We start from the raw sequence: 20,166 nt of genomic DNA, 5'->3' as shown, positions 1-20,166 counted from the left end.
AGGTCCGGCACAGCTTGTCTTACTGTGTGTTAGTTGCGAACTCGCTGTGTTTGCGGCTGAAACCGAAGTAGATCACGAGCCCCAAACCTAACCACACAAAGAAACGAATCCAGGTAATTACCGTCAGGCCCGCCATGAGGCTCCCGCAGAGAACCACTGAGATAAGCGGGAACAGGGGCACAAGCGGCACGCGAAAACCACGCGGGCGGTCGGGTTGCGTGCGGCGCAGGACGATAACTCCGAGCGAAACAAGAACGAAGGCAAACAGGGTGCCGATGTTCGACAGGTCGGCAGCGTCGCCGATATCAACCAATCCCGAGGGCAGGCCCACGGCAAGTCCAGCAACCCAAGTGGACCAGTGGGGCGTCTTGAAACGCGAGTGGACGCGGGAGAAGAACTCGGGCAACAAGCGGTCCCGGGACATCGCGAACCAGATGCGAGTTTGTCCGTACTGGAAGACCAGCAAGGAACTCAGCATGCCCATGAGCGCACCGATGATGATGACCGAACGCCAAATCGGTTTGGCTCCGAGCTGCTGCAGGGCATAGGCCACGGGAGCTTCGGCCGCTGCGCCCTCGCCAAAAACCGAGTACTTCATCATGCCGAGCAGCACGAGAGCTACACCGACGTAGAGCACTGTGCAAACGACAAGAGAGGCGATGATTCCGAACGGAATGTCGGTTTGCGGATTCTTGGATTCCTCGGCGGCGGTGGAAACTGAGTCAAAGCCGATGTAGGTGAAGAAGACGATGGCCCCACCGGTGAGAACGCCGCTGAATCCGGAGGGCGCGAACGGAACCCAGTTGGTTTTGTTCACCAGCATGCCGCCGATACCGAGAAACAGCGCGATGGCAGCAATCTTGATGGCGACCATGGCGTTGTTGACCTTCGCCGACTCGCGCACTCCGCGCACCAGGAGCCAGCTCAGAATCATGACGACGATGAATGCAGGAAGGTTGAAGTAGGCTCCAGTCCACTTGCCCGAGGCCCAGACAGGGGACGACCACCTCTCCGGCAACACGAGCCCAAATTGCGCGAGTTGAGCCTTCAGGTATCCGGCAAACCCGACGCAGACGGCAACGTTGGAGACGGCGTATTCGAGAATGAGATCCCAGCCGATGATCCAGGCGAAGATTTCGCCAAGTGTCGCGTAGCTGTAGGTGTAGGCCGACCCGGCAATAGGAATCATCGAGGCCAGTTCGGCGTAACAGAGTCCGGCGAACGAGCAGGCGATGGCGACCAATATGAACGAAATGGCGATAGCAGGTCCGGCAGCCGGACGGCCATGCATGAGCGCGCCGTGCATGCTGCCGTGCCGCAGGAAGTTCCAGAGGATGTCCATCACCTGGGCGTGGAAGATCGAGGGAACCTCGAAATGTTCGCCAGCGGCGGCCGTGCCGGTAAGCACGAAAATGCCGGAGCCGATAATGGCTCCGATGCCAAGCGCAGTGAGCGACCAGGGGCCTAGAGTTTTCTGCAGGCGGTGGCCAGGTTCTTCGGCCTCAGAGATGAGCCTGTCGATGGACTTGCGGGCAAAAAGTTGACTCGCCAGCGGAATTGCTCCTCGTTCCCGGCTTTCTTGCGATTCGGGTGTGATGGGGAATGTTCCCGAATGCAATCATAACAAGCAAAACGCGGGTGGCGTGTTAAGAAGATGCATTGAGGCCCTGTACGAACAAAGATTGGAGCGCTACAGGTGGCCTGAAACGCCAGCGGCAGATTCAGCCGCAAGCAGGGTCTTCGAGTTCGCGCTGGATGACTGCGGGTCAAAAGCAGAATAAAACTAGAAACCCCACCTCTCGCCGGATAAGGCAAAGGTGGGGCATCGAAAGACTTCTGGAATGTTGAACTAGCGCTTTGACTGACCGCGTGCGGCCTTCGTCACTTTGGGCTTCTTGGAGCCGCGTTCATAAGTGCGAGCGGCCTTGGGAGCTGCCTTCTTGCGCGCGGTGCGCTTGGCGGCCTTGCGTTCTTCCTTGGGCAGTGCTGTGGTGTTGGGCATTCTCGTTTCCTTTGCTATAAATCTGCGCTCTTGGCGCGTGTGCCGTGAACGGCTCGAATTCCTAAGCTTAACGTCGAACCAGCGCCCGTAGCTTCACTAAGCTTTGACGAGCTGGGCGTACTTCTCGACTAGCTTTTTGATACCAAAACTATGAAATTGTACCGTAATCTTCGCTTGATCCCCATCCCCTTCGCGATGAAAGACGACTCCTTCGCCATATTTCGGGTGTCGGACACGGTCTCCCTTCCGCAATCCACGGCCTCCGGAGGGCTCGTCGAGCTTCATCTCAGGGCGGGAAAACTTCTTCCCGCGTGAGGCGAAGAACTCGGCAATGTTATCGATCGAGTTGTACTTATTGCCGCTGTAGGTTGTGCGCGGCGTGCTGCTGCGCTGGTTGGGACGGTTATCCCACACGCGAGACTGATCCTCATTCTCGTAGTCGTAATGAGACTCGGAGGAGGATGTCGCTCCGTAGTCGTTGAAGCGCGGTGTGGATCCCTTGACTTTGCCGGGCGAGCCTACGTCTTCGAGCAACTCGATGGGGATTTCCTCGAGAAAACGCGACGGAGTCGAAGGCTCCGGAGTATCGGTGCCGTAGCGGCGGCGGTAGTGGGCACGGCTCAGGATCAGTGTATCCATGGCTCGCGTCATGCCGACGTAGCACAGGCGCCGCTCTTCTTCGATCTCATCAGGCGCGAGCAGCGTGCGAGAGTGCGGGAACAAGCCCTCTTCCATGCCGACAAGGAACACCAGCGGGAACTCGAGGCCCTTGGCTGCGTGCAGAGTCATCAGCGTGATCTGCTGCGACTGATCGAACTGATCGACATCGCTGACCAGTGCGGCGTGATCGAGAAAATCTCCGATGGTTTCGCCGCGATCTCGGGAATCCATGGCGGCGTTGACCAGTTCGCGGATATTTTCGATGCGGGCCTGCGCGTCGGGAGAATCTTCGGCTTCGAGAAGCTGAATGTAGCGCGTGCGGTCGATGAGGAACTTGAGAAGCTCGGCCGTCGAGACTTTCTGCTCGGGCTCAGTTGGAGCATCATCATCAGATGCGGCTTCGGCAATGGCCTGATCGGCGGTATCGGGCGCGAAATCACCGTTGTCCGATCCGAACTCGTCTGGATTGAAAGCCGTCTCGTCGCCTTCGGCTTCTTCTCCGAAGCTACTCGGATCGAAACTGGCGTCGGCATCGGATGCAGTCTTGCTAACTTCGGCAGGCGCTAGGTCGGGTAACGTTGCACTGCCGTCCGCTGGAGCCAGGTCGGGTAACGTTGCACTGCCGTCCGCTGGAGCCAGGTCGGGTAACGTTGCACTGCCGTCCGCTGGAGCCAGGTCGGGTAACGCTTCGCTTCCGGCTGCAGGCGCTAGGTCTCCGAAATCGAATCCGTGCTGAGCGGCTGGCTTGGCCTCGTCATGTGGCGCAGTAAGTGCCGATCCACCGAATGGACGCACGGGCGTGGTTCCGGCGACAGCGAATGGCGAAGCGCCGAACGGGGAAGCTGACTTTCCGCCGATTTGTACGCGAGCGGGTGCAGAGGGAGCAGCAACCTCGGCCTTTGCGGTTTCGGGCTGCGCCGTTTCCTCCATGCGTTCAACAAACTCTCCCGTGACCATGGCGCGAGCATCGCGGATGAGATCGCGGAATCCGGAAAGCGCGGAGCAGGCGCGAGCGGGAAGCAGGCGGTTGTCCACGACGTGTTGGAGTCCCTGCCACAGCGACGTGTTCGTTTCAAGTGCAACACGCTCGACGGTTTCCATCGTGGTTCGGCCAATGCCACGCACAGGCGTGTTGACCACGCGCATGAGGGCGACCGAGTCATCGGGGTTCAGGATGAGCTTGAGGTAAGAGATCATGTCCTTGATCTCCGCTCGCTCGTAGAAGCTGAAACCTCCGACGACGTTGTAGTTCAGGTTGTAACGGCGCAGCGCCTCTTCCATCAATCGCGACTGCGAGTTGGTGCGATAGAGGATGGCGGCCTTATTCTCATCGCCGTCGCGGGCACGCCCACGCTGCCACTTTGAGATGAAGTCGGCAGCAAAGAGCGCCTCGTTTTCTCCGTCGGGCGCGTCGTAGAAACCGATCTTGGTGCCGCCTTCGCGGGCGGTCCATAGATTCTTACCCTTGCGCTGGGTGTTGTGGGCGACAACGGCCGAGGCGCCCTGCAGAATGGGTTGCGTGGACCGGTAGTTCTGCTCAAGGCGGATGGTCTTGGCTTCGGGGAAGTTCTTCTCGAAGTCGAGAATGTTGTTGATGTCCGCTCCGCGCCAAGAGTAGATCGACTGATCCTCATCGCCCACGCAGCAGATGTTGTGATGCGCTTCGGCGAGGGCGACCATGATTTCGTACTGCGGACGGTTCGTGTCCTGATACTCATCCACGAGCATGTACTGGTAGCGGCGCTGATATTTCTCGCGCGTGGCCTGATCGGCCTTGAGCAGACGCACGCTCTCAAGCAGAAGGTCGTCGAAGTCGAGCGCATTGGCCTTGGCCAGTTCGTCTTTGTAAACCTTGAAGATGTGGGCGATGCGCTCCATCTTAGGATCGGCGGCGTTAAGGTACACCTCCTGCGGATCCTGCATGTGGTTCTTGGCATGCGAAATGAAGCCGAGAACGGCGCGGGGTGTGAGCTTTTTGTCATCGATGCCCAGGCGCTTCATGGCCGATTTCACGACCTGCTGCTGGTCCGCTTCGTCGTAAATGACGAAATCGCGAGTGAAGCCCTTGCCGTTCACGCGCAGCGCTTCAATATCGCGTCGCAACATGCGCACGCAGAACGAGTGGAAGGTGCTGATGGTCGGTTTGGAGATTGAATGCTGGCCGATGAGTTTATCGACGCGCTCGGCCATTTCGGCGGCGGCTTTGTTGGTAAAAGTTGTAGCCAGGATGCGGTCGGCCGGCACGTTTTCGTGGTCGACAAGGTAAGCGATGCGATAGGTAATAACGCGAGTTTTGCCCGAACCGGCTCCGGCCAGAATAAGGACAGGGCCACGCACGGTTTCGACCGCTTCGCGCTGCTGCGGATTGAGTTTAGCTAGAAAATCCATGAAAAATGTGACCAGAAGGGTCTACTAAAAGACTAACAGGTTTGAGAGGGCGTCAGGGTTCCTGAGAAGTGCTTCGGAGCGTGATCGCCCAAGCCCGTTGGCTCGACTTTGAAAAAGCACGCGATTGTTACGGATTCTTGACAATCAAAACGGAAACTCCATCATTGAATGCAACGTGGTAATGAGGATCGTGCGCAAGAAACTTGGTCAGCGCGCGATTGGGGTCACCAAGAATGATGTTAGCTTTTGCAAGATTGGGGTCCTGCTCCCAGCCTAAACCCAAGTTCCAAGTGTTCCAGGACTGCTCGATTTCCTGCGCATTGTGGACGTTTGTACGTCCATCGATCGATACCGGCATGTCCGACACGGCATAGATCAAAAAACCTCCCCAGTTGAAGTCGTTGAAAATCGGCCCGCTCGGATGGTGTTCGTGAATGTAGGCTACCGATCCCAAGGGGAGCACGGTGGAAACGCGTGAAAGAATCTGCCTGCTTGTTGGGGCGATGAACGCTAACCCGAGCAGAATGATAAGCCCAACTGAACTTGCGATTGCGTACTGGACTTCACGTGGAAGCGGCGAAGGTTCTTTAGATCTGGCAAATGCAGCAGCAATGATTAGACAGACGATTGTGACTAGCACCCATACGTCACGCTCAAAACGAAACGCAGATTGAGCAGCCCATAGGAGCAATACTCCAAGCAACAACTTCCCTTCGCGAACCTTCCATAACGCGAGCACAGCAGACGCCGTTAAGGCCAGTACGATCCAATTGACCCAAGTTGAGAAATCCATGGGATTCGTCTCGGTGACCAACCCAGGCAGCTTCGGCTGACGGAGGTAGTCCCAAAGCACTTCATAGACGCCGATGCCGTATGGATTGAGCAACGTGGTAAGAGTGCTGGCAGCCAAAACTCCACACCAGGTGAGAAATGGAATGCGGGTGTCTGAAGACTGGCTGCTGACGCGAGTAATCAGCACATCAGCGCAGAACAGGGCGATAACGAACAATCCATAGACAAACTGCACGTGAAGATTAGCCCAGACGGCAAGAATTCCGGGCAACGCCCACAGCCTACGAACTTCGCCAGTGCGGCGCGAGGTGAAAAGCAGGTACAGGGTGAGAATGAATAGCAACGTCGAGAACATTCCAGGTCTCGGCGCATATACCCGTGCCATGGCAATGGTTCCGACGAGCGCAATCGTGAGCGCAGGCCAGAAACTTGCCGACACGGCTCGCAATAACTTCATCAACGCTGCCGCGATAGCGACATACATCAGCGAGGTGTAGAGGAAGATCCCCAGCAGATCCCATTGCGTGCTGAAGAAGTAGATGAGGACTTCGAAGAGCCAGCTATACGCTACCCACGGCTTGCCCATGGTGCTGTAGGAAAAGACATCCACCCGCGGCACCGAATGATGCTGCAGAATCCACTCGCCTGTCCGGATGTGCCACCAGACATCGGGATCGCTGACATTTGCTGCTCGCATGGTGAGGAGCGGGTACCAGCAAAACAGAATGACTAGACCCAGAACCTTGATCCAACGCGACGCGAAAATGGCGTACAACCCGGGCTTGGGAGACATGGAGGGGCGAGTTGGCGCTTCTGTTGTGTTCACGGGAATGAATCATTTTCACGCGAGGCAGGGCGGGATGGGAAGGGGAGAACTCGAGTGCATTTTGGGCTCCACCGCCTCGCACCTGCTCCGTGCAGTTTGCTACTGCACCCGTGGTGGATGATTCTCGATGTCATGCTTCAAGCCATCCGTGGAGTGGCGCGAGGCTTTGCACTCATCGCAGGGGCACCACTCGCGAAGGTAGTCCCACGAGTAAATGCCGTGCTGGTGGCCATCGTTCCAACTGAAGCGAATAGCGTAGTTCCCAACCTGGGCGACTTCCGTGGGGCGAGGCTGGGGCTTGAACATCTGGAGCGGGCCGGTGGACGCGGCAGCAGCGGGCTGGCCCGGTTCGCGGTTGACCTTCTCGCGCTCCTCGATGCATAGGGCGCAGGGGCAAGCATCGCGCAGGTAGGTGAAGGTGTAGGCGCTGTGGTGTCCGTCCTTCCAGACGATTTCCATCGTGTTGCCGCTCGTCTTGTGGACCTTGATCGATGCCGGTTGAACTGGGCTCATAGGCGCTAGTGTAATCTATCGCGCAAGAGCTACTCTCGCGTTGATAGCTGTCCGGAGCCTGACAAATGCTAGGTTGGATCAAACTGCTGCACACCGTGGTCTGGCTGTTCTTTGTGACCTGCATTGCGGGAATTCCCGTGGCCGCGGCAAAGAGACGTTTCAGGTGGGCAGCCGTGCTGAGTGCGCTGGTCCTGATGGAGTGCGTGGTGCTGGCCGTGAATGGCGGGCGATGTCCGCTGACCGATGTGGCAGCGCGATACACGGCAGAGCGGGCAGAGAACTTCGATATTTACCTGCCCGTATCGCTGGCGCGGTGGAACAAGGTTATATTCGGGGCGATGTGGATCGGTGGCGAAGTATACGCGGGTTGGCGGTGGTGGCGGGAGCGGGTGGAAGTAATTGAAGCAGTTCAACTACCCCACTCAAGCCGAAAGAGGGCTTGAATGGGCCACCAAAACATTTCGGCTGGCGCAGTAGGTTGCTGAAATCCACAGGCTCGGGTAGAATTTGGAGGTTGGCGTCCAGCCTCTTTTGTTCATTTCAGGTTCCGCGCGTTTCTTTCCTTTGGGTTGCACTATGAGTGACACCCAGTGTTGCTCCGGTCAGATTGGCCCAGTGCAGCGGTCGAAGCCCAAGCGGTTCCAAACATTTTGGAGTTAGTCATGGCTCAGGTTTGTTCAGTCTGCGGCAAGGGTCCGCAGTTCGGCAATAACGTTTCGCACGCAAACAACAAGACCCGTCGTCGCTGGAACGTAAACCTGCATCCGGTGAAGGCAAAGGTCGCGGGCTCGTCGAACTCGAAGAAAGTTCGCGTGTGCTCGGGCTGCCTGCGTAGCGGTAAAGTCACCAAAGCTTAGTTGCAGGATTACACCGCTCGCGCCGCCAGTCGGGTGCGAGGTGGGAAGAAGTGTAGGCCTCCGCTGCCGCGGGGGCCTTTTGCTGTGCGCGACAAAGATGCATAGATCAGTGCACACCCCACAAATCCCACGGAACAGGGAGATGTGCGGCACCAAAGTTATCCGATGATTCGCATAGCCCAAATTCGTCGCGAGATGCCGCAACTTTTGCGGCTGGCCGTGCCCATTGTCATGGGCGAGGTTGGGTGGATGTCCATGCAATTCGTGGACATTGCCATGATCGGGCGTGTGAATTCCACCGCCTTGGCCGCCGTGAGCTTGGGATCAGCCGTCTTCGTGGTGTTTGCCATTGTTTGCGAAGGCATGCTGCTGGGCACCGATTCGATCATCTCGCAGCACTTTGGGGCTGGGCGCATTGCGGAGTGTTTCCGAACGCTGTGGGCCGGGGTGCAACTCGCGCTGCCGCTAGGTCTGCTTGGCGCGCTGATGGTGGCGGCTGGCGGACAACTGCTCGCGCCCATGGGCATTGCGCCGGAGATCGTGCGTCAGACGATTCCGTTCCTGCATGCCATGGCCTTTGGACTTCCTGCACTGATGGGCTTCGTAGCCGTACGGGTCTTCCTCCAAGGAACCCATCGGGTGAAGGTGGTGGCCTTCGCGATGGTTTCGGCGAACATCGTAAATTTCACCGGGAACTATGCGCTGATCTACGGGCACCTCGGATTTCCGGCACTGGGCGCGACTGGATCGGGCATCTCGACTACGCTCTCGCGTTACTACATGTTGGCGGTGCTGCTGGCTTACATTGCGTGGCGGAATCGCTGCGAGCACTGGCGACTATCACAGTATGGGCACCGGCTTTACCTGGACTGCATTCGCGGCATCATTCGGCTCGGAGCTCCGGCGGCGGCGCAGATTGCTCTGGAGGTGGCGATCTTTTCGGCGAGCACTCTGGTTGCTGGAAGACTGGGTGCAGTAGCGGTCTCGGGGCATCAGATTGCGCTGACGATGGCTTCGCTGACTTTCATGGTGCCGCTTGGAGTGGCGCAAGCGACCTCAGTACGCGTGGGGAATGCCATTGGGCGGCGCGATGCCGAAGCAGCGAACGTGAGTGGATGGACCGGCGTGGCTCTGAGTGCAACATTTATGAGTTGCTCGGCTGTGACGCTATGGACCATTCCTCATGCCATTGTTCAAATCTTCACCGACGATCCTCAGATCTCTGGAGTGGGAGTTTCGCTGCTGGCCATTGCCGCCGTGTTTCAGTTCTTTGATGGTGTGCAGGTAACAGCCATCGGAGCGCTGCGCGGCTCGGGGAATACACGAATCGCGATGATCACCGACCTAGTGGGGTGGTGGCTCATCGGCCTACCCCTAGGCTGGTGGCTGTGCTTTGGCCAAAGCTGGGGCGTCCGGGGCTTGTGGGCCGGTTTGTGTGGCGGACTTGTCACCATCGGCTGCATTCTGGCCGTGGCCTGGCGACGCAGGGTTATGTGGTTGCGTCGCGAGCTGGCTGGTGCGGCGGTATCCAAGGCGGTCTAAACAGAATCTTCCAGCGCTTTGTTAGTTGCTCTCCTTGCGATCGATCGGTAAGTCGAGCAGGACAAGCGCAAACTTTGTTCCGCCAGACTCCTTTTCGACTCCAACGATGCGTTGGTGGACCTTGCTTCCGGCCTTCAGCTCTATCTCGCCACGGGAATCGTCGTTCCCCGAAGCACCCTTGTCGTCATCATCGCAGGTGAGACCATCACTCGTTTTCGAGGGCTTTCCGATGGCCAGCTTGCCCTTGCACTCGATGACATCGCCGTAATGCGCGAGTTCCTTGCGGTAGAAGGCGATTACTTTCTCGGGCGAGTCGCTGGTTTGATAGCTGACGGCCTTTACGCGCATGTGAAACGTGCCAACGTTCATGTCTACGTCGGCGGAGGCTTTGTCCTTCCCGTTTTTCAGCAGAGTTGAACCGGGATAGAGCGGTAATCCGATGTTGGCGACGACCTTCGTATCGTCGGTCTTTACGTTCACGCCGCCGACGGGAGTTTCGACTCGCACATCTTCCTTACCATTGCTGCTCTTGCTTTGCACTGTGCAACCGCAGACAACAAAAGCGGAAGCAACCAGCGTTAGTGGAACGATTTTCCTGAGCATCGTTGCGCCCTCCCCCTGGATGATGGGAGATACGCGCACGCTTCGGGAAAAGTTCCACCTGCGCTGGCTCGAGATAAACACCTACTCTGCCAGGGCGATCACGTCGATCTCGACGCGCACATCTTTCGGAAGGCGAGCGACTTCCACGGTGGAGCGAGCAGGAGCGTTCAGTGGGAAGAAACGCTGGTACACCTCGTTCATTGCGGCGAACTCACCCATATCCTTGAGATACACGCCGGTACGCACAACCTTGTCGAGACTGCTTCCAGCGGCAGTGAGGATGGCCTCGAGATTCTTAAGAACGCGCTCGGTCTGCTGGGCCACACCGCCATCGACGATCTGCTGGGTGGCGGGATCAACGGGGATCTGGCCGCTGATAAAAACAAACCCATTGGCGCGGATGGCCTGCGAATAAGGGCCGATAGCTTGCGGTGCGTTCTGAGTTGCAATGACTTCGCGCATTTCGTTCTCCATAAGTGTTTCGAAGCAACATTCTAGCGCGCTGGACAAACGGGTTGCAGAATCAACTGCGACCCCGCCCGCCTTGGGCGAATGTGGAATTGCAATCACCACGCTGAACCGCCCCGATCTGGGATTACTCATTGCTATTGCTTAGGATATTCCGCCAACTAAGCCGCCCCACCGCATTTGCGCAGTGCAGTTGTAGAGCCAATTCAGCTTGTTGCGATGCCTGAGTTGGAATAGATTTAGCTGTTCGCGGCGAGATGTTCCTTAGCTAAGTCCGGCCTCGCCGGAACGGTAGTTTGTATTCGGCTTCTGAGGACGTGAGTGGAAGAAAGGATCACAATGAAGTCAGCAGCTCCTGAGCCCAAGCCAACACTTCCGCGAAATGCCTTTATTGGGAAGAAGGAGTGCCCCACAGAAGCAGATCTGGCAGCCGCGCTGGGGGATGCGAAACCGATCTGGGACGGACTGGTTTCTGCGCTCACTGCCGACTGCCCCGAACTCGTGCCGGAATGGAAGTTCTACTCTCTCAGGATGGGGTGGGCTTTCCGGTTGCAGCTCAAAAAGCGAAACATCATCCACTTCGGCCCCTACTCCGGCGGCTTCGAGGTGATGCTTATTTTCGGGGATAGAGCCTTTCGTTCCGTTTGCGAAGCCGCTCTACCTGACCGCATCGCCAAGGTCGTGGCAACTGCACCCAAGTTTCCCGAAGGCACCGGCATCCGTCTCCAGGTCACACAACGCGACATACCCGGGATCCGCAAACTCGCAAGAATAAAACTTGAGAGCTAGCGAACACGCCTAAGACAGCGCTAGTCCACAGAGCAGAGTGTACTCGATGCACCGCTACGTCAACCTTCGCACGGTGCGAGAAACCAACGTACAACCGCGGCTTCGTCTCAGTCGATTGCTCTGTCCATACACTGACCTTTCAAGTCAGAGCCCACATCCATTCAGTTACTTGGCACAACAGAACAAGTAATGAACTTTCCCGATCAGAGAATCGTCTTCGATTCGCTTGGGGTTTTGCTGGCGCCCAGAAGGGCTACAAAACTTGCGGTCGGAAGTAGGAATCGAGTGCGTTGCCTAGGGCTTTATGGGCCGCAACAGGAACAAGTAGGCGACCGCGATAGCGTACATCGTCATGGAAATTGGCATAGCAGCGCCGAGTAGTTGAGTCGCAAATCCGGTGAGGCCGACCGCCGCACACAGCGATAGCACGTAGAGCGTATTGCGGCTCCAGCGCTTGAGGGCCGCAGCATCACGCGGGTTGCGCCGAAGATCGTTAAGCGCAGGCATCACGATCGAGTTGCGAATCGTGAACGCAAATGTCAGCAACGAGGTGGAGAGAATGATGGGCCAGAAAGCCCGGGTACGAAGGACATCGCCTGAGGGGCGAAAAATGGTGAGCCCAAGAATCGCGCAGGCGATCAGCATTCCGATCAATCCGCGCTGCGTGCGCTCCAAAGAAAGATAGGCGACCTCAACGGCCTGAGTGCTTGGAGGCAGAGTGGCGGGCTGGGTTTCGATTCGCTTGGAATAGCGGGACATGAGGTGATTAGCTGTTCAGTTTCTGGACGCGCTCGACGTCCCGCACGCCGGGGATACGGCGGATTCCAGTAATGATGCGATTGAGGTGATTGACATCGCGGGTTTCGAAGACGATATCGATGGTGGCGTACGGGCCGCCGGTCTTCGCTTCGATGTGTCGGATGTTGGCGTCTTCGCCGCTGATGACGGCTGAAACCTGGGTGATCATGCCGGGGCGGTCATCGCTGGCAACGACGAGCTTCACAGGGTAGGCAGGCTGCATACCGGCGATACGAGGCTCTTTGTGAGACCACTCAACGGCGAGGCGGCGCTCGGGTTCATACATCAAGTTCTGCACGTTGGGACAAGCTTTGCTGTGTACGGCGACACCCTTGCCGCGAGTAACGTAGCCAACAATTTCCTCCCCGCGAATCGGGTTACAACATCGTGCACGATACACGAGCAGATCGTCGGTGCCGCGCACGGTAAGCGCCGAAGTGTCGGCCCCGAATGCGCGCTTTACGGCGGAGGCAATCCCCTGCGATTCTTCGCCGGGCTGCAGATTGCTGCCGGGGAGAGCCTTGGCTAACACGGAACGGGCCGAGTACTTGCCGTATCCGATGCCAGCCATGAGGTCGTCGACCTTGGTGACGCCGTAGTCGCTGGCAGCCTTGATGAACTCCGTGTCCTTAATTTCCTTGAGCGCGATGCGATACTTGCGCGCTTCTTTTTCGATCAGCTTGCGGCCAATTTCTATGGCGCGCTCGCGCTGATGAATGTTGAGCCAGTGCTTAATCTTCTGACGAGCACGAGAACTCTTGACGATAGACAACCAGTCGCGGCTCGGGTTGTGCCCGGCCTGCGTCATGATTTCGACGATATCGCCCGAATGCAGCGTAGAGCGCAGAGGCACAATGCGTCCGTTGACCTTGGCTCCTACGCATGAGTGACCGACCTCGGTGTGCACAGTGTAGGCAAAATCGATGGGCGTGGCATCGCGTGGAAGGATGACCACCTTGCCTTTTGGCGTGAAGGTGTAAACCTCCTCTGGATAGAGATCGATCTTCAGCGTGGAAAGGAACTCGCTGGGATCGGCCATCTCGGTTTGCCACTCAACAACCTGCCGCAACCATGCCAGACGCTGCTCATCGCGGGCGGAGATAGGTCCGTCCTTGTACTTCCAGTGCGCGGCGATGCCTTCTTCGGCCATCTTGTGCATCTCTTCGGTTCGGATCTGCACTTCGTAGGGATGGCCGTCTTCGGCGATCACCGTGGTGTGCAGCGACTGGTAGAGATTGGGCCGCGGCATGGCGATGAAGTCCTTGATGCGGCCTGGAACCGGACGCCATGCATTGTGAATGATGCCAAGTACGGCGTAGCAATCATTGACCGAATAGGTAATGACGCGCAGGGCCATGAGGTCGTACATCTGATCGGGAGAGATCTTCTGCTTCACGACCTTCTGGTAGATCGAATACATGCGCTTGATGCGCGAGTCCACGCGAACGACGTTGATCTTGGATTCCCGGAGCTTCAGGCGGATGGTTTCGGCCATGCGATCGAGCGCCTGCTCCCCATTCTTGCGTAGCGCCTCGACCTGCTCAGAAACCATTTTGTAGCCGAGCGGATCTACGTAAGGGAACGCGAGGTCTTCGAGTTCGCCGCGGACCTTGCCCATCCCGAGGCGGTGAGCCAGAGGTGCGTAAATCTCCAGAGTCTCTTTGGCTATTTTGAGCTGGCGCTCGGGCGAAAGATGCTGAAGGGTCCGCATGTTGTGCAGGCGGTCAGCCAACTTGATGAGCACGACGCGGATGTCGTCCACCATGGCCAACATCATCTTGCGAACGTTCTCAGCCTGAGCCTCTTCGCGCGAGGCGAAATCGATTTTGCTGATCTTGGTGACGCCCTCGACGATGTGGGCGACCTGATCGCCAAACTGCTCCCGGATCTCCTCGGTCGTGACAGTCGTATCTTCAACAGAATCGTGCAGCAGACCCGCGGCGATGGCCGTAGTATCGAGCTTCATGTCTGCGAGCAGGATGGCGACTTCGAGGGGATGGATTACGTAAGGTTCGCCCGAGGCGCGGAGCTGTCCGGAATGGTGCTCTAGGGAGAATTCGTAAGCGCGGCGGACGATGTCGAGGTCGTCGTTGGGCCTGTTTGAGCGCGCAATCTTCAGCAGGTCGCGATACCGCGTCGCGGTTAGTACATTTGTTGCGATCTGCTCGCGAAAGCTCGCCATTGACTAATTCTAGCTTGTAAGCCCTCTCTAGCGCCAAACAGCGCGCTCTGCAAGTTGCTCCTGTTGCATCGGATGCTCTTGGGAAGCAGAATGATTCGGAGGAGCCGTTAAGCCCATGAAAGTGCTGATCAGTGGGGCCACAGGATTGATCGGAAGCAACGTGTCAGCTCTGCTGGTAGCGAAACAACATGACGTTCGACGCCTTGTACGCCATCCGAGCCGGGCTCATGCGGGCGATGTGGTTTGGGATCCCGCCGCTCGGCCAGATCCTGCTCAACTGACAAAGTTTGACGCCATTGTGCATCTCGCGGGCAAGCCGGTCGCGACCGTATGGACGCAACAGGCCAAGGCCGAAATTCGAAGCAGTCGGGTGGAAGGCACAAAGAACCTGGCACAGGCTGTGGCGGACGCTTTTCGACAAAGTGGAAGACCCAGGGTATTGATAAGCAGTTCCGCAAGCGGCTACTACGGCACTCGCGGTGATGAACAACTGACGGAGGAGAATGAGGCTGGGCTGGGCTTTCTGGCCGAGGTTTGCCGCGAATGGGAGCGAACTGCGGAGCCTGCAGCGATGGCCGGAGTTCGAGTTGCGCACATGCGTACGGCGATTGTTTTGGCATCCGAGGGCGGCGCGCTGGCGCAAATGCTTCCCGCATTTCGCTGGGGAGTGGCTGGCGTGCTGGGAAGCGGCCAACAGTGGTGGAGTTGGATAACCCTGCGCGACACGGTGGCTGCATACGTCTTTTCGGTAGAGAACGATCATGTGCATGGCGCGTGTAACCTGGCAGCTCCGGAAGCAGTGACAAACGGAGAGTTCACGCGAACGCTTGGACGGGTGCTACATCGGCCAACGCTGCTGCGAGTGCCCGCCTTCGCACTGCGAGCTATCGCTGGAGAGCTTGCCGAGGAGATGGTGCTCGCAAGCCAGAGGCTCGTGCCGAAACGCTTGCTGGAGGCGGGATTCAGGTTCGAAGATCCGCAACTGGAACCTGCTCTGCGTGGCATTCTGAATCACGCCTAGTTGCTGCGAGGAATCGACTGGACAAGAAACCTGTTGACCTGTCTAAAGCTGGAGGGTTGAGAGTGGAGGTGCTGCGATGCTAACGGTCTCCCAACTCGGTAAACTCTGCGGGCTGAGCCGCACAACCGTTCTGTATTACGAATCGCTTGGGCTGTTGCGGCCTGCAACTCGCACAGATGCGAATTATCGCCGGTACAGCACGGATGAGTTGAATCGGCTACGTACCATCTGCGCATATCGGAGCGCGGGGCTGCGGCTTGGCGATATTCAGCAGATCCTCGATGAACCGTCGAACGCTGCCAGCGAGGTGCTGAAGCGTCGGTTGCTCGAACTGGGCGAGGAGATCGAAACGCTTCGCGGACATCAGATCGCCATTACACGGCTATTACAGGCCGGGGATGGCAGTTGGAGAACAACCGCGATGACGAAAGATAAATGGGTTGCAATTCTGCACTCCGCCGGACTAAGCGAAGAGGACATGAGACGGTGGCACAAGGAGTTTGAACATCAGGCAGCAGACGAACACCAGAAATTCCTGGAATATCTGCAGATCGCTCCTGATGAAATTACGCGAATCCGGCAGTGGAGTCGCGAGGCGTAGTAAGTATTGTGTCGCGTGAGGCCTAGTGCTTTTCGCGCGAAATTTCACCTACAGTCGCGCCCGTCGCACGCAGGTAATCGGCGGGCGCGATGATGATCTGGAGTCCGCGGTGTCCAGCCGAAACGCTCACTGTATCCCATAGATCGATGGTCTCGTCTGCGAAGACGGGATAGTCCTTTTTCATCCCAAGCGCGGTAACGCCTCCCCGAATGTATCCAGTGACGCTCTGCACTTCTTTTAACGGAATCATCTCCACCTTTCGGTCTCCGGTGAATTGCGCCAGCGCCTTGAAGTCGAGTTCATAGTTGCCGGGTATCACAGCTACGGCAATGCCGTTGCGATCGCCGCGAACAGCCAGCGTCTTGAATACCTGCTCGGCAGGCATCCCTACCTTTGCGGCGACGTTTTCGGCGGACAGATCATCAGGATCGACTTCATACTCACGCAATTCGTAGTGAATGCCGAGGGAATCCAAGATGCGGCAGGCATTGGTCTTGCTCATGCAAACTATTGAATCACAATTGAGGCTCAGAAAATCGAGCACTGGCGTTACAAACCTCGACATACACGCGACATCCCATTGGCTGGAACAGAACGCGACATTCTCACGGGACGTTCACACGAGGAAGCGAAAGACATTCACTCGAGAAAGGGATGAATTCGCATTATGGCCAACAACACAATTGACGTTCTGGAAACTTTGATTGAGACCTGCCGCGACGGGCAGGCAGGATATCGTGATGCCGCAGAGCATTGCAAAAGCGCAGAGCTGAAGGATTTCTTCAACCGGCAGTCACTGGAACGGGCGCAGTTCTCCGGAGAGTTGGAAAACTGCATACAGCGCCTCGGAGAACGAGATCCGGACCGCGGACCAAGCATTTCAAACCGTCTGCATCGGGCATGGTTCTCGCTGAAGGAGAAACTTGGTGGCGGTGACACAACGATTCTTGAATCAGTGGAGGCCGGTGAGGACAGCGCAAAGAAACATTTTCAGGATGCGCTGAATGCGGGTCTTCCGGCCGACATCCGCGAGATCGTGCAGCGCCAATGCCAAAGCGTCATTGCTGCACACGACCGCGTGCGAGACTGGCGCGATCAGTTCAAGAGAGCAGCGTAGTTTCTGCATGAAACAAAAAAAGCGTCGCGCAAAAGCGCGGCGCTTTTTTATGGAAGTATGCACTTGGTTACGGCTTCGGCATTTGCAGCATGATACCGCCCTGACCGGCTTCGACCGTGGGGAGTTGGCCATTCCAACGTTCTATAAGAACACGCTGGTTTTCAAGGCGCCGCAGTTCTAACAACTGTGCGGTGAGTGAGCTTTGGCGAATGCGGTTCGCATCGGCTTCCCCCTGGGCGCGCAATACCTGAGATTTTGCGTCTCCTTCAGCTTCCGCAATCTTCTTCGCGGCTTCAGCTTGCGTTGTTGCCAGTTCGTTCTTGGCGCGCTCAGCTTCTTGTATTGCCTGCGCTTTGGCTGTGATTGAGTTCGCAATCACAGTGGGAACGCGCGGCGCACCGATGAATCCGAACTGCTGCACGCTGACCCCGACTGGAGAAACCTTACTCTCAATCATTTGCTCGACCTTCTTCAGGAACTCGCTTTTTTTCTCTCCGTAGATATCTTCAACCGAATAAGTCGATGCCACTTCGTTCAGCGAGTTGCGCACGATGTCGCGAAGAATCCCGTGCGTGAAGTTATCCAGATTGTTAATGCGGTACTTCACGTAGAACTCGGGCACTTTTCCGGGCTCGATCGCATACGAGAGGGAGACATCCGCAAAGATCTCCATTCCTTCTTTGGAGTTAAATCCCATTTCCTCGTTCACATCGTGGCCTTCGTTTGGATTACGCGTCCACTTTACAGTTTGGACAAACGTCGGAAACTGCAGCACTTGGCTTTTAAGCGGGCTATAAAACACCCATCCAGTGCGGATAGGAATGTCGGACGCACCGCGCTGACTTCCGGCCAAGTTGATCTCGATACCTTCGTGGCCAGCATCGATTCGTGTGACGCTGACAATACTGGTCAGGATGATCCAGCCAATAATGAGCACCACTGCAACACCAACCCAGCGGAGGGCTTTACCTCCGGAGAAGCGGGAAAGGATATTGGTGTCTGTATCTTGATAGTTGCCCTTGAGAATTGTCATCACAGCTTGCTCCAGATAACGTGAAGGATCATCGGAACAGCGAGTATGAGGCCGAGGATCATAGCGATTCCGCCAACGAGCAACTTATCGCTTGGCTGGTTCATCAGGTGGAACGCTTGGGTCAACAACCCAAGCGCAATCAGCAGAACAGAAGCGGTAAACACACTTCGAAATAGCGTGCTCATGTTTGACAATTGTTGAATCCAGTTTGGAAAGTATGAGGCGGAGTAGATGGAATGTAAAGCGAAACTGGACGGAACGCAGAAGGCAACTCAGGAGTGACGACAATCGCATACCAAAGGCGGATCGCAATGATCCGCCTTTGGTTTATGTAGAGTGATTACAACTACTGGAAGGCGTTCACTCGCTGCTTGACGCTGAGGATGGGCTTGGATAAGGCAAGCTTCGAACCTTCTTCCATCAGCGGCACCAGTTTGTCGAACTCCGGCCCAGACTGCGCACCGGTCAGCATGATGCGGATAGGGTGAAAGAGCGCCGGGCCCTTCACGCCTGTTTCCTTCTGCACTTCCTTGATGATGGCCTTGAAACGATCGGCCGCGACTGGTTCGGCTTCGGCAGCGATCTTTGCAGTGAACGCATCCAGAACCTTGGGCGTGGTTTCCGCCGCAAGAATTGCTGCGTTCTCGGGATTCGCCTTTGCTCCCGCAGGGTCGAAGTGCAGAACAGCCGATGCACGCTCCGGCAGTTCATCAAGTTTGTTCACGGAATGCGCAAACGAGGCGGTAATGCGCGCTAGCCAGGCTTTGATCTCGGGCGTGAGCTGATCGAGACCTAATGCACGCACGTAGAACGGTTCGGCCAGGGCAGCAATCCGTTCAGGTTCCGCCTGCTTAAGATAGTGCCGGTTCAGCCAGTAGAGCTTCTCGAAATCGAACACCGCGGGCGAAGGCGTCACGCGATTTAGATCGAACTCCTGAACGAGTTCATTGGGCGAGAAGATTTCGCGGTCGCCTCCCGTCGGTGCCCAGCCGAGCAGTGCCATGTAATTCATCAGGGCTTCAGGCAGAACACCCATCTCCCGGAAATTGGCTAGAGACGTGGCACCGTGGCGCTTCGAGAGTCGTTCCTTGTCCGGGCCGAGAATCGTCGAGAGGTGAGCAAACTCAGGCACCGCCCATCCGAGCGCTTCGTAGAGCGCAACCTGCTTCGGCGTATTGGAAAGATGGTCGTCGCCACGAATGACGTGCGTGATCTTCATTTCCGCGTCGTCAATCACAACCACGTAGTTGTAAACCGGAACGCCGGTGGATCGAAGAATGATGGGATCGCTGACAACTTCGTTTGAGAACTCAACCCAGCCGCGAACGACGTCATGGAAGCGAATAGGCTTTTCGGGAATCTTCAAGCGGATGGCGCAGGGTTCCCCAGCCGCGCGTCGACGCTCGGCTTCTTCTGCGGACAGATTGCGGCAGGTTCCGGGATAGTTGGGCTGAAGGTGCTGCGCGAGTGCCTGCTCGCGCTGGCGCTCGAGTTCCTCCTGCGTGCAGAAGCAGCGGTAGGCTTTGCCTTCACTTACCAGGCGCTCAGCATAGTCGCGATAGGTTTGCCATTTGTCGCTCTGGCGGTAGGGCGGGTAGGGGCCACCAACGTCAGGACCTTCGTCCCAGTCGAGTCCGAGCCACTTGATGTCTTCGATGAGCTGCGTTTCGTAACGCGCTTCGCTGCGATCAAGATCCGTATCTTCGATGCGCAGGATAAACGTGCCGCCCTGCTGGCGGGCAAAAAGCCAATTGAACAATGCGGTTCGCGCGTTGCCGACGTGGACCTGACCGGTAGGAGATGGGGCAAAGCGAACTCGCACTTTGCCTGAGATTTCGGACGCCATGGGAACGATGTTAGCAGAGCCAAGCTTACGGAAAATGTGATGGATGAGAGCCGAACCCTGTGCTGTGCGTGCAAGCTGAAACAGAGCTAAGCTATGACGTCGTAGTGGCGTAGATCCCAACAGGAGAT

At 57.0% G+C, this 20,166-nt stretch carries 20 protein-coding genes; 7 read left to right on the top strand and 13 right to left on the bottom strand.

Going from position 1 to position 20,166, the window contains the following annotated elements; all coding sequences use genetic code 11:
• Window positions 1-19: 19 nt before the first annotated feature.
• From AC6IZD_RS19445 to AC6IZD_RS19425, 5 genes are all read right to left on the bottom strand, one after another.
• The gene (locus AC6IZD_RS19445) at window positions 20-1,618 is read right to left on the bottom strand and encodes an amino acid permease (protein ID WP_497785355.1); all 1,599 of its coding nucleotides are present in this window, start codon (window positions 1,616-1,618) and stop codon (window positions 20-22) included.
• Between the two features lie 231 nt (window positions 1,619-1,849).
• Window positions 1,850-2,002 carry a hypothetical protein gene (locus tag AC6IZD_RS19440; RefSeq protein WP_497785354.1) on the bottom strand — a complete coding sequence of 51 codons (153 nt, stop codon included), beginning with the start codon at window positions 2,000-2,002 and terminating at the stop codon, window positions 1,850-1,852.
• A gap of 96 nt (window positions 2,003-2,098) precedes the next feature.
• The gene (locus tag AC6IZD_RS19435; RefSeq protein ID WP_497785353.1) at window positions 2,099-5,050 is read right to left on the bottom strand and encodes an ATP-dependent helicase; all 2,952 of its coding nucleotides are present in this window, start codon (window positions 5,048-5,050) and stop codon (window positions 2,099-2,101) included.
• A 127-nt stretch (window positions 5,051-5,177) separates the two neighbouring features.
• Window positions 5,178-6,668: a hypothetical protein gene (locus AC6IZD_RS19430; RefSeq protein WP_497785352.1), complete on the bottom strand. Its 1,491-nt coding sequence runs from the start codon at window positions 6,666-6,668 to the stop codon at window positions 5,178-5,180.
• A gap of 99 nt (window positions 6,669-6,767) precedes the next feature.
• On the bottom strand, window positions 6,768-7,181 hold the full coding sequence (locus AC6IZD_RS19425) for a gamma-butyrobetaine hydroxylase family protein (protein WP_497785351.1): 414 nt from the start codon (window positions 7,179-7,181) through the stop codon (window positions 6,768-6,770).
• A gap of 65 nt (window positions 7,182-7,246) precedes the next feature.
• Here AC6IZD_RS19425 and AC6IZD_RS19420 point away from each other — a divergent pair, with 65 nt between their 5' ends.
• The 3 genes from AC6IZD_RS19420 (at window position 7,247) to AC6IZD_RS19410 (ending at window position 9,580) form a co-directional block, all read left to right on the top strand.
• Window positions 7,247-7,624, top strand: coding sequence for a hypothetical protein (locus tag AC6IZD_RS19420; RefSeq protein WP_497785350.1), 378 nt, complete (start codon window positions 7,247-7,249; stop codon window positions 7,622-7,624).
• A 219-nt stretch (window positions 7,625-7,843) separates the two neighbouring features.
• Window positions 7,844-8,038, top strand: a complete 195-nt coding sequence (rpmB, locus tag AC6IZD_RS19415) for a 50S ribosomal protein L28 (RefSeq protein WP_497785349.1) — start codon at window positions 7,844-7,846, stop codon at window positions 8,036-8,038.
• 165 nt (window positions 8,039-8,203) lie between these two features.
• On the top strand, window positions 8,204-9,580 hold the full coding sequence (locus AC6IZD_RS19410; RefSeq protein WP_497785348.1) for an MATE family efflux transporter: 1,377 nt from the start codon (window positions 8,204-8,206) through the stop codon (window positions 9,578-9,580).
• Between the two features lie 21 nt (window positions 9,581-9,601).
• On the opposite strand, the gene AC6IZD_RS19405 is transcribed toward AC6IZD_RS19410, so the two are convergent.
• Together AC6IZD_RS19405 and AC6IZD_RS19400 are read right to left on the bottom strand one after the other, a co-directional pair.
• Window positions 9,602-10,183 (bottom strand): hypothetical protein, encoded by a 582-nt coding sequence (locus AC6IZD_RS19405; RefSeq protein ID WP_497785347.1) that lies wholly within the window; start codon window positions 10,181-10,183, stop codon window positions 9,602-9,604.
• 81 nt (window positions 10,184-10,264) lie between these two features.
• Entirely contained in the window at window positions 10,265-10,645 is a 381-nt protein-coding gene (locus AC6IZD_RS19400) for a RidA family protein (RefSeq protein WP_497785346.1), read from the bottom strand.
• Window positions 10,646-10,990: 345 nt separating this feature from the next.
• On the opposite strand from AC6IZD_RS19400, the gene AC6IZD_RS19395 reads away from it, so the two are divergent.
• The gene (locus AC6IZD_RS19395) at window positions 10,991-11,440 is read left to right on the top strand and encodes a DUF3788 family protein (protein WP_497785345.1); all 450 of its coding nucleotides are present in this window, start codon (window positions 10,991-10,993) and stop codon (window positions 11,438-11,440) included.
• Between the two features lie 294 nt (window positions 11,441-11,734).
• On the opposite strand, the gene AC6IZD_RS19390 is transcribed toward AC6IZD_RS19395, so the two are convergent.
• Window positions 11,735-12,199, bottom strand: coding sequence for a hypothetical protein (locus AC6IZD_RS19390; RefSeq protein WP_497785344.1), 465 nt, complete (start codon window positions 12,197-12,199; stop codon window positions 11,735-11,737).
• A 7-nt stretch (window positions 12,200-12,206) separates the two neighbouring features.
• Window positions 12,207-14,420, bottom strand: a complete 2,214-nt coding sequence (locus tag AC6IZD_RS19385; protein WP_497785343.1) for a RelA/SpoT family protein — start codon at window positions 14,418-14,420, stop codon at window positions 12,207-12,209.
• A 115-nt stretch (window positions 14,421-14,535) separates the two neighbouring features.
• Between AC6IZD_RS19385 and AC6IZD_RS19380 the strand changes: the two genes are divergently transcribed.
• Window positions 14,536-15,441 carry a TIGR01777 family oxidoreductase gene (locus AC6IZD_RS19380; protein ID WP_497785342.1) on the top strand — a complete coding sequence of 302 codons (906 nt, stop codon included), beginning with the start codon at window positions 14,536-14,538 and terminating at the stop codon, window positions 15,439-15,441.
• Between the two features lie 76 nt (window positions 15,442-15,517).
• Window positions 15,518-16,042 carry a MerR family transcriptional regulator gene (locus AC6IZD_RS19375; protein WP_497785340.1) on the top strand — a complete coding sequence of 175 codons (525 nt, stop codon included), beginning with the start codon at window positions 15,518-15,520 and terminating at the stop codon, window positions 16,040-16,042.
• A 22-nt stretch (window positions 16,043-16,064) separates the two neighbouring features.
• On the opposite strand, the gene ybaK is transcribed toward AC6IZD_RS19375, so the two are convergent.
• Window positions 16,065-16,607 (bottom strand): Cys-tRNA(Pro) deacylase, encoded by a 543-nt coding sequence (gene ybaK, locus AC6IZD_RS19370; protein ID WP_497785339.1) that lies wholly within the window; start codon window positions 16,605-16,607, stop codon window positions 16,065-16,067.
• A gap of 102 nt (window positions 16,608-16,709) precedes the next feature.
• Here ybaK and AC6IZD_RS19365 point away from each other — a divergent pair, with 102 nt between their 5' ends.
• Window positions 16,710-17,159, top strand: a complete 450-nt coding sequence (locus AC6IZD_RS19365) for a ferritin-like domain-containing protein (RefSeq protein WP_497785336.1) — start codon at window positions 16,710-16,712, stop codon at window positions 17,157-17,159.
• Between the two features lie 67 nt (window positions 17,160-17,226).
• On the opposite strand, the gene AC6IZD_RS19360 is transcribed toward AC6IZD_RS19365, so the two are convergent.
• The 3 genes from AC6IZD_RS19360 to gltX all read right to left on the bottom strand — a co-directional run bounded on the left by AC6IZD_RS19360 (window position 17,227) and on the right by gltX (window position 20,158).
• Entirely contained in the window at window positions 17,227-18,192 is a 966-nt protein-coding gene (locus AC6IZD_RS19360) for an SPFH domain-containing protein (protein ID WP_497785335.1), read from the bottom strand.
• A complete protein-coding gene (locus AC6IZD_RS19355; protein ID WP_497785334.1) occupies window positions 18,192-18,377 on the bottom strand; it encodes a hypothetical protein in 186 nt (61 codons plus the stop codon). Before AC6IZD_RS19355 ends, AC6IZD_RS19360 begins: the two co-directional genes overlap by 1 nt.
• 161 nt (window positions 18,378-18,538) lie before the next feature.
• Window positions 18,539-20,158, bottom strand: a complete 1,620-nt coding sequence (gene gltX / locus AC6IZD_RS19350; protein WP_497785333.1) for a glutamate--tRNA ligase — start codon at window positions 20,156-20,158, stop codon at window positions 18,539-18,541.
• Window positions 20,159-20,166 lie beyond the last annotated feature (8 nt).

The sequence above is a fragment of the Koromonas humicola genome (genome assembly GCF_059726255.1).
Note: the sequence above shows the minus strand (reverse complement) of the source record. Positions and strands in the feature narration are given on the sequence as shown.

What these genes read in the sequence shown, in the direction of transcription:
- AC6IZD_RS19355 (WP_497785334.1), bottom strand. Translation starts at nt 18,377, where the DNA reads ATGAGCACGCTATTTCGAAGTGTGTTTACCGCTTCTGTTCTGCTGATT.
- AC6IZD_RS19395 (WP_497785345.1), top strand. Translation starts at nt 10,991, where the DNA reads ATGAAGTCAGCAGCTCCTGAGCCCAAGCCAACACTTCCGCGAAATGCC.
- AC6IZD_RS19400 (WP_497785346.1), bottom strand. Translation starts at nt 10,645, where the DNA reads ATGCGCGAAGTCATTGCAACTCAGAACGCACCGCAAGCTATCGGCCCT.
- AC6IZD_RS19425 (WP_497785351.1), bottom strand. Translation starts at nt 7,181, where the DNA reads ATGAGCCCAGTTCAACCGGCATCGATCAAGGTCCACAAGACGAGCGGC.
- AC6IZD_RS19385 (WP_497785343.1), bottom strand. Translation starts at nt 14,420, where the DNA reads ATGGCGAGCTTTCGCGAGCAGATCGCAACAAATGTACTAACCGCGACG.
- AC6IZD_RS19405 (WP_497785347.1), bottom strand. Translation starts at nt 10,183, where the DNA reads ATGCTCAGGAAAATCGTTCCACTAACGCTGGTTGCTTCCGCTTTTGTT.
- AC6IZD_RS19360 (WP_497785335.1), bottom strand. Translation starts at nt 18,192, where the DNA reads ATGACAATTCTCAAGGGCAACTATCAAGATACAGACACCAATATCCTT.
- AC6IZD_RS19390 (WP_497785344.1), bottom strand. Translation starts at nt 12,199, where the DNA reads ATGTCCCGCTATTCCAAGCGAATCGAAACCCAGCCCGCCACTCTGCCT.
- AC6IZD_RS19375 (WP_497785340.1), top strand. Translation starts at nt 15,518, where the DNA reads ATGCTAACGGTCTCCCAACTCGGTAAACTCTGCGGGCTGAGCCGCACA.
- rpmB (WP_497785349.1), top strand. Translation starts at nt 7,844, where the DNA reads ATGGCTCAGGTTTGTTCAGTCTGCGGCAAGGGTCCGCAGTTCGGCAAT.
- ybaK (WP_497785339.1), bottom strand. Translation starts at nt 16,607, where the DNA reads ATGTCGAGGTTTGTAACGCCAGTGCTCGATTTTCTGAGCCTCAATTGT.
- AC6IZD_RS19420 (WP_497785350.1), top strand. Translation starts at nt 7,247, where the DNA reads ATGCTAGGTTGGATCAAACTGCTGCACACCGTGGTCTGGCTGTTCTTT.
- AC6IZD_RS19365 (WP_497785336.1), top strand. Translation starts at nt 16,710, where the DNA reads ATGGCCAACAACACAATTGACGTTCTGGAAACTTTGATTGAGACCTGC.
- AC6IZD_RS19440 (WP_497785354.1), bottom strand. Translation starts at nt 2,002, where the DNA reads ATGCCCAACACCACAGCACTGCCCAAGGAAGAACGCAAGGCCGCCAAG.
- AC6IZD_RS19380 (WP_497785342.1), top strand. Translation starts at nt 14,536, where the DNA reads ATGAAAGTGCTGATCAGTGGGGCCACAGGATTGATCGGAAGCAACGTG.
- AC6IZD_RS19435 (WP_497785353.1), bottom strand. Translation starts at nt 5,050, where the DNA reads ATGGATTTTCTAGCTAAACTCAATCCGCAGCAGCGCGAAGCGGTCGAA.
- AC6IZD_RS19410 (WP_497785348.1), top strand. Translation starts at nt 8,204, where the DNA reads ATGATTCGCATAGCCCAAATTCGTCGCGAGATGCCGCAACTTTTGCGG.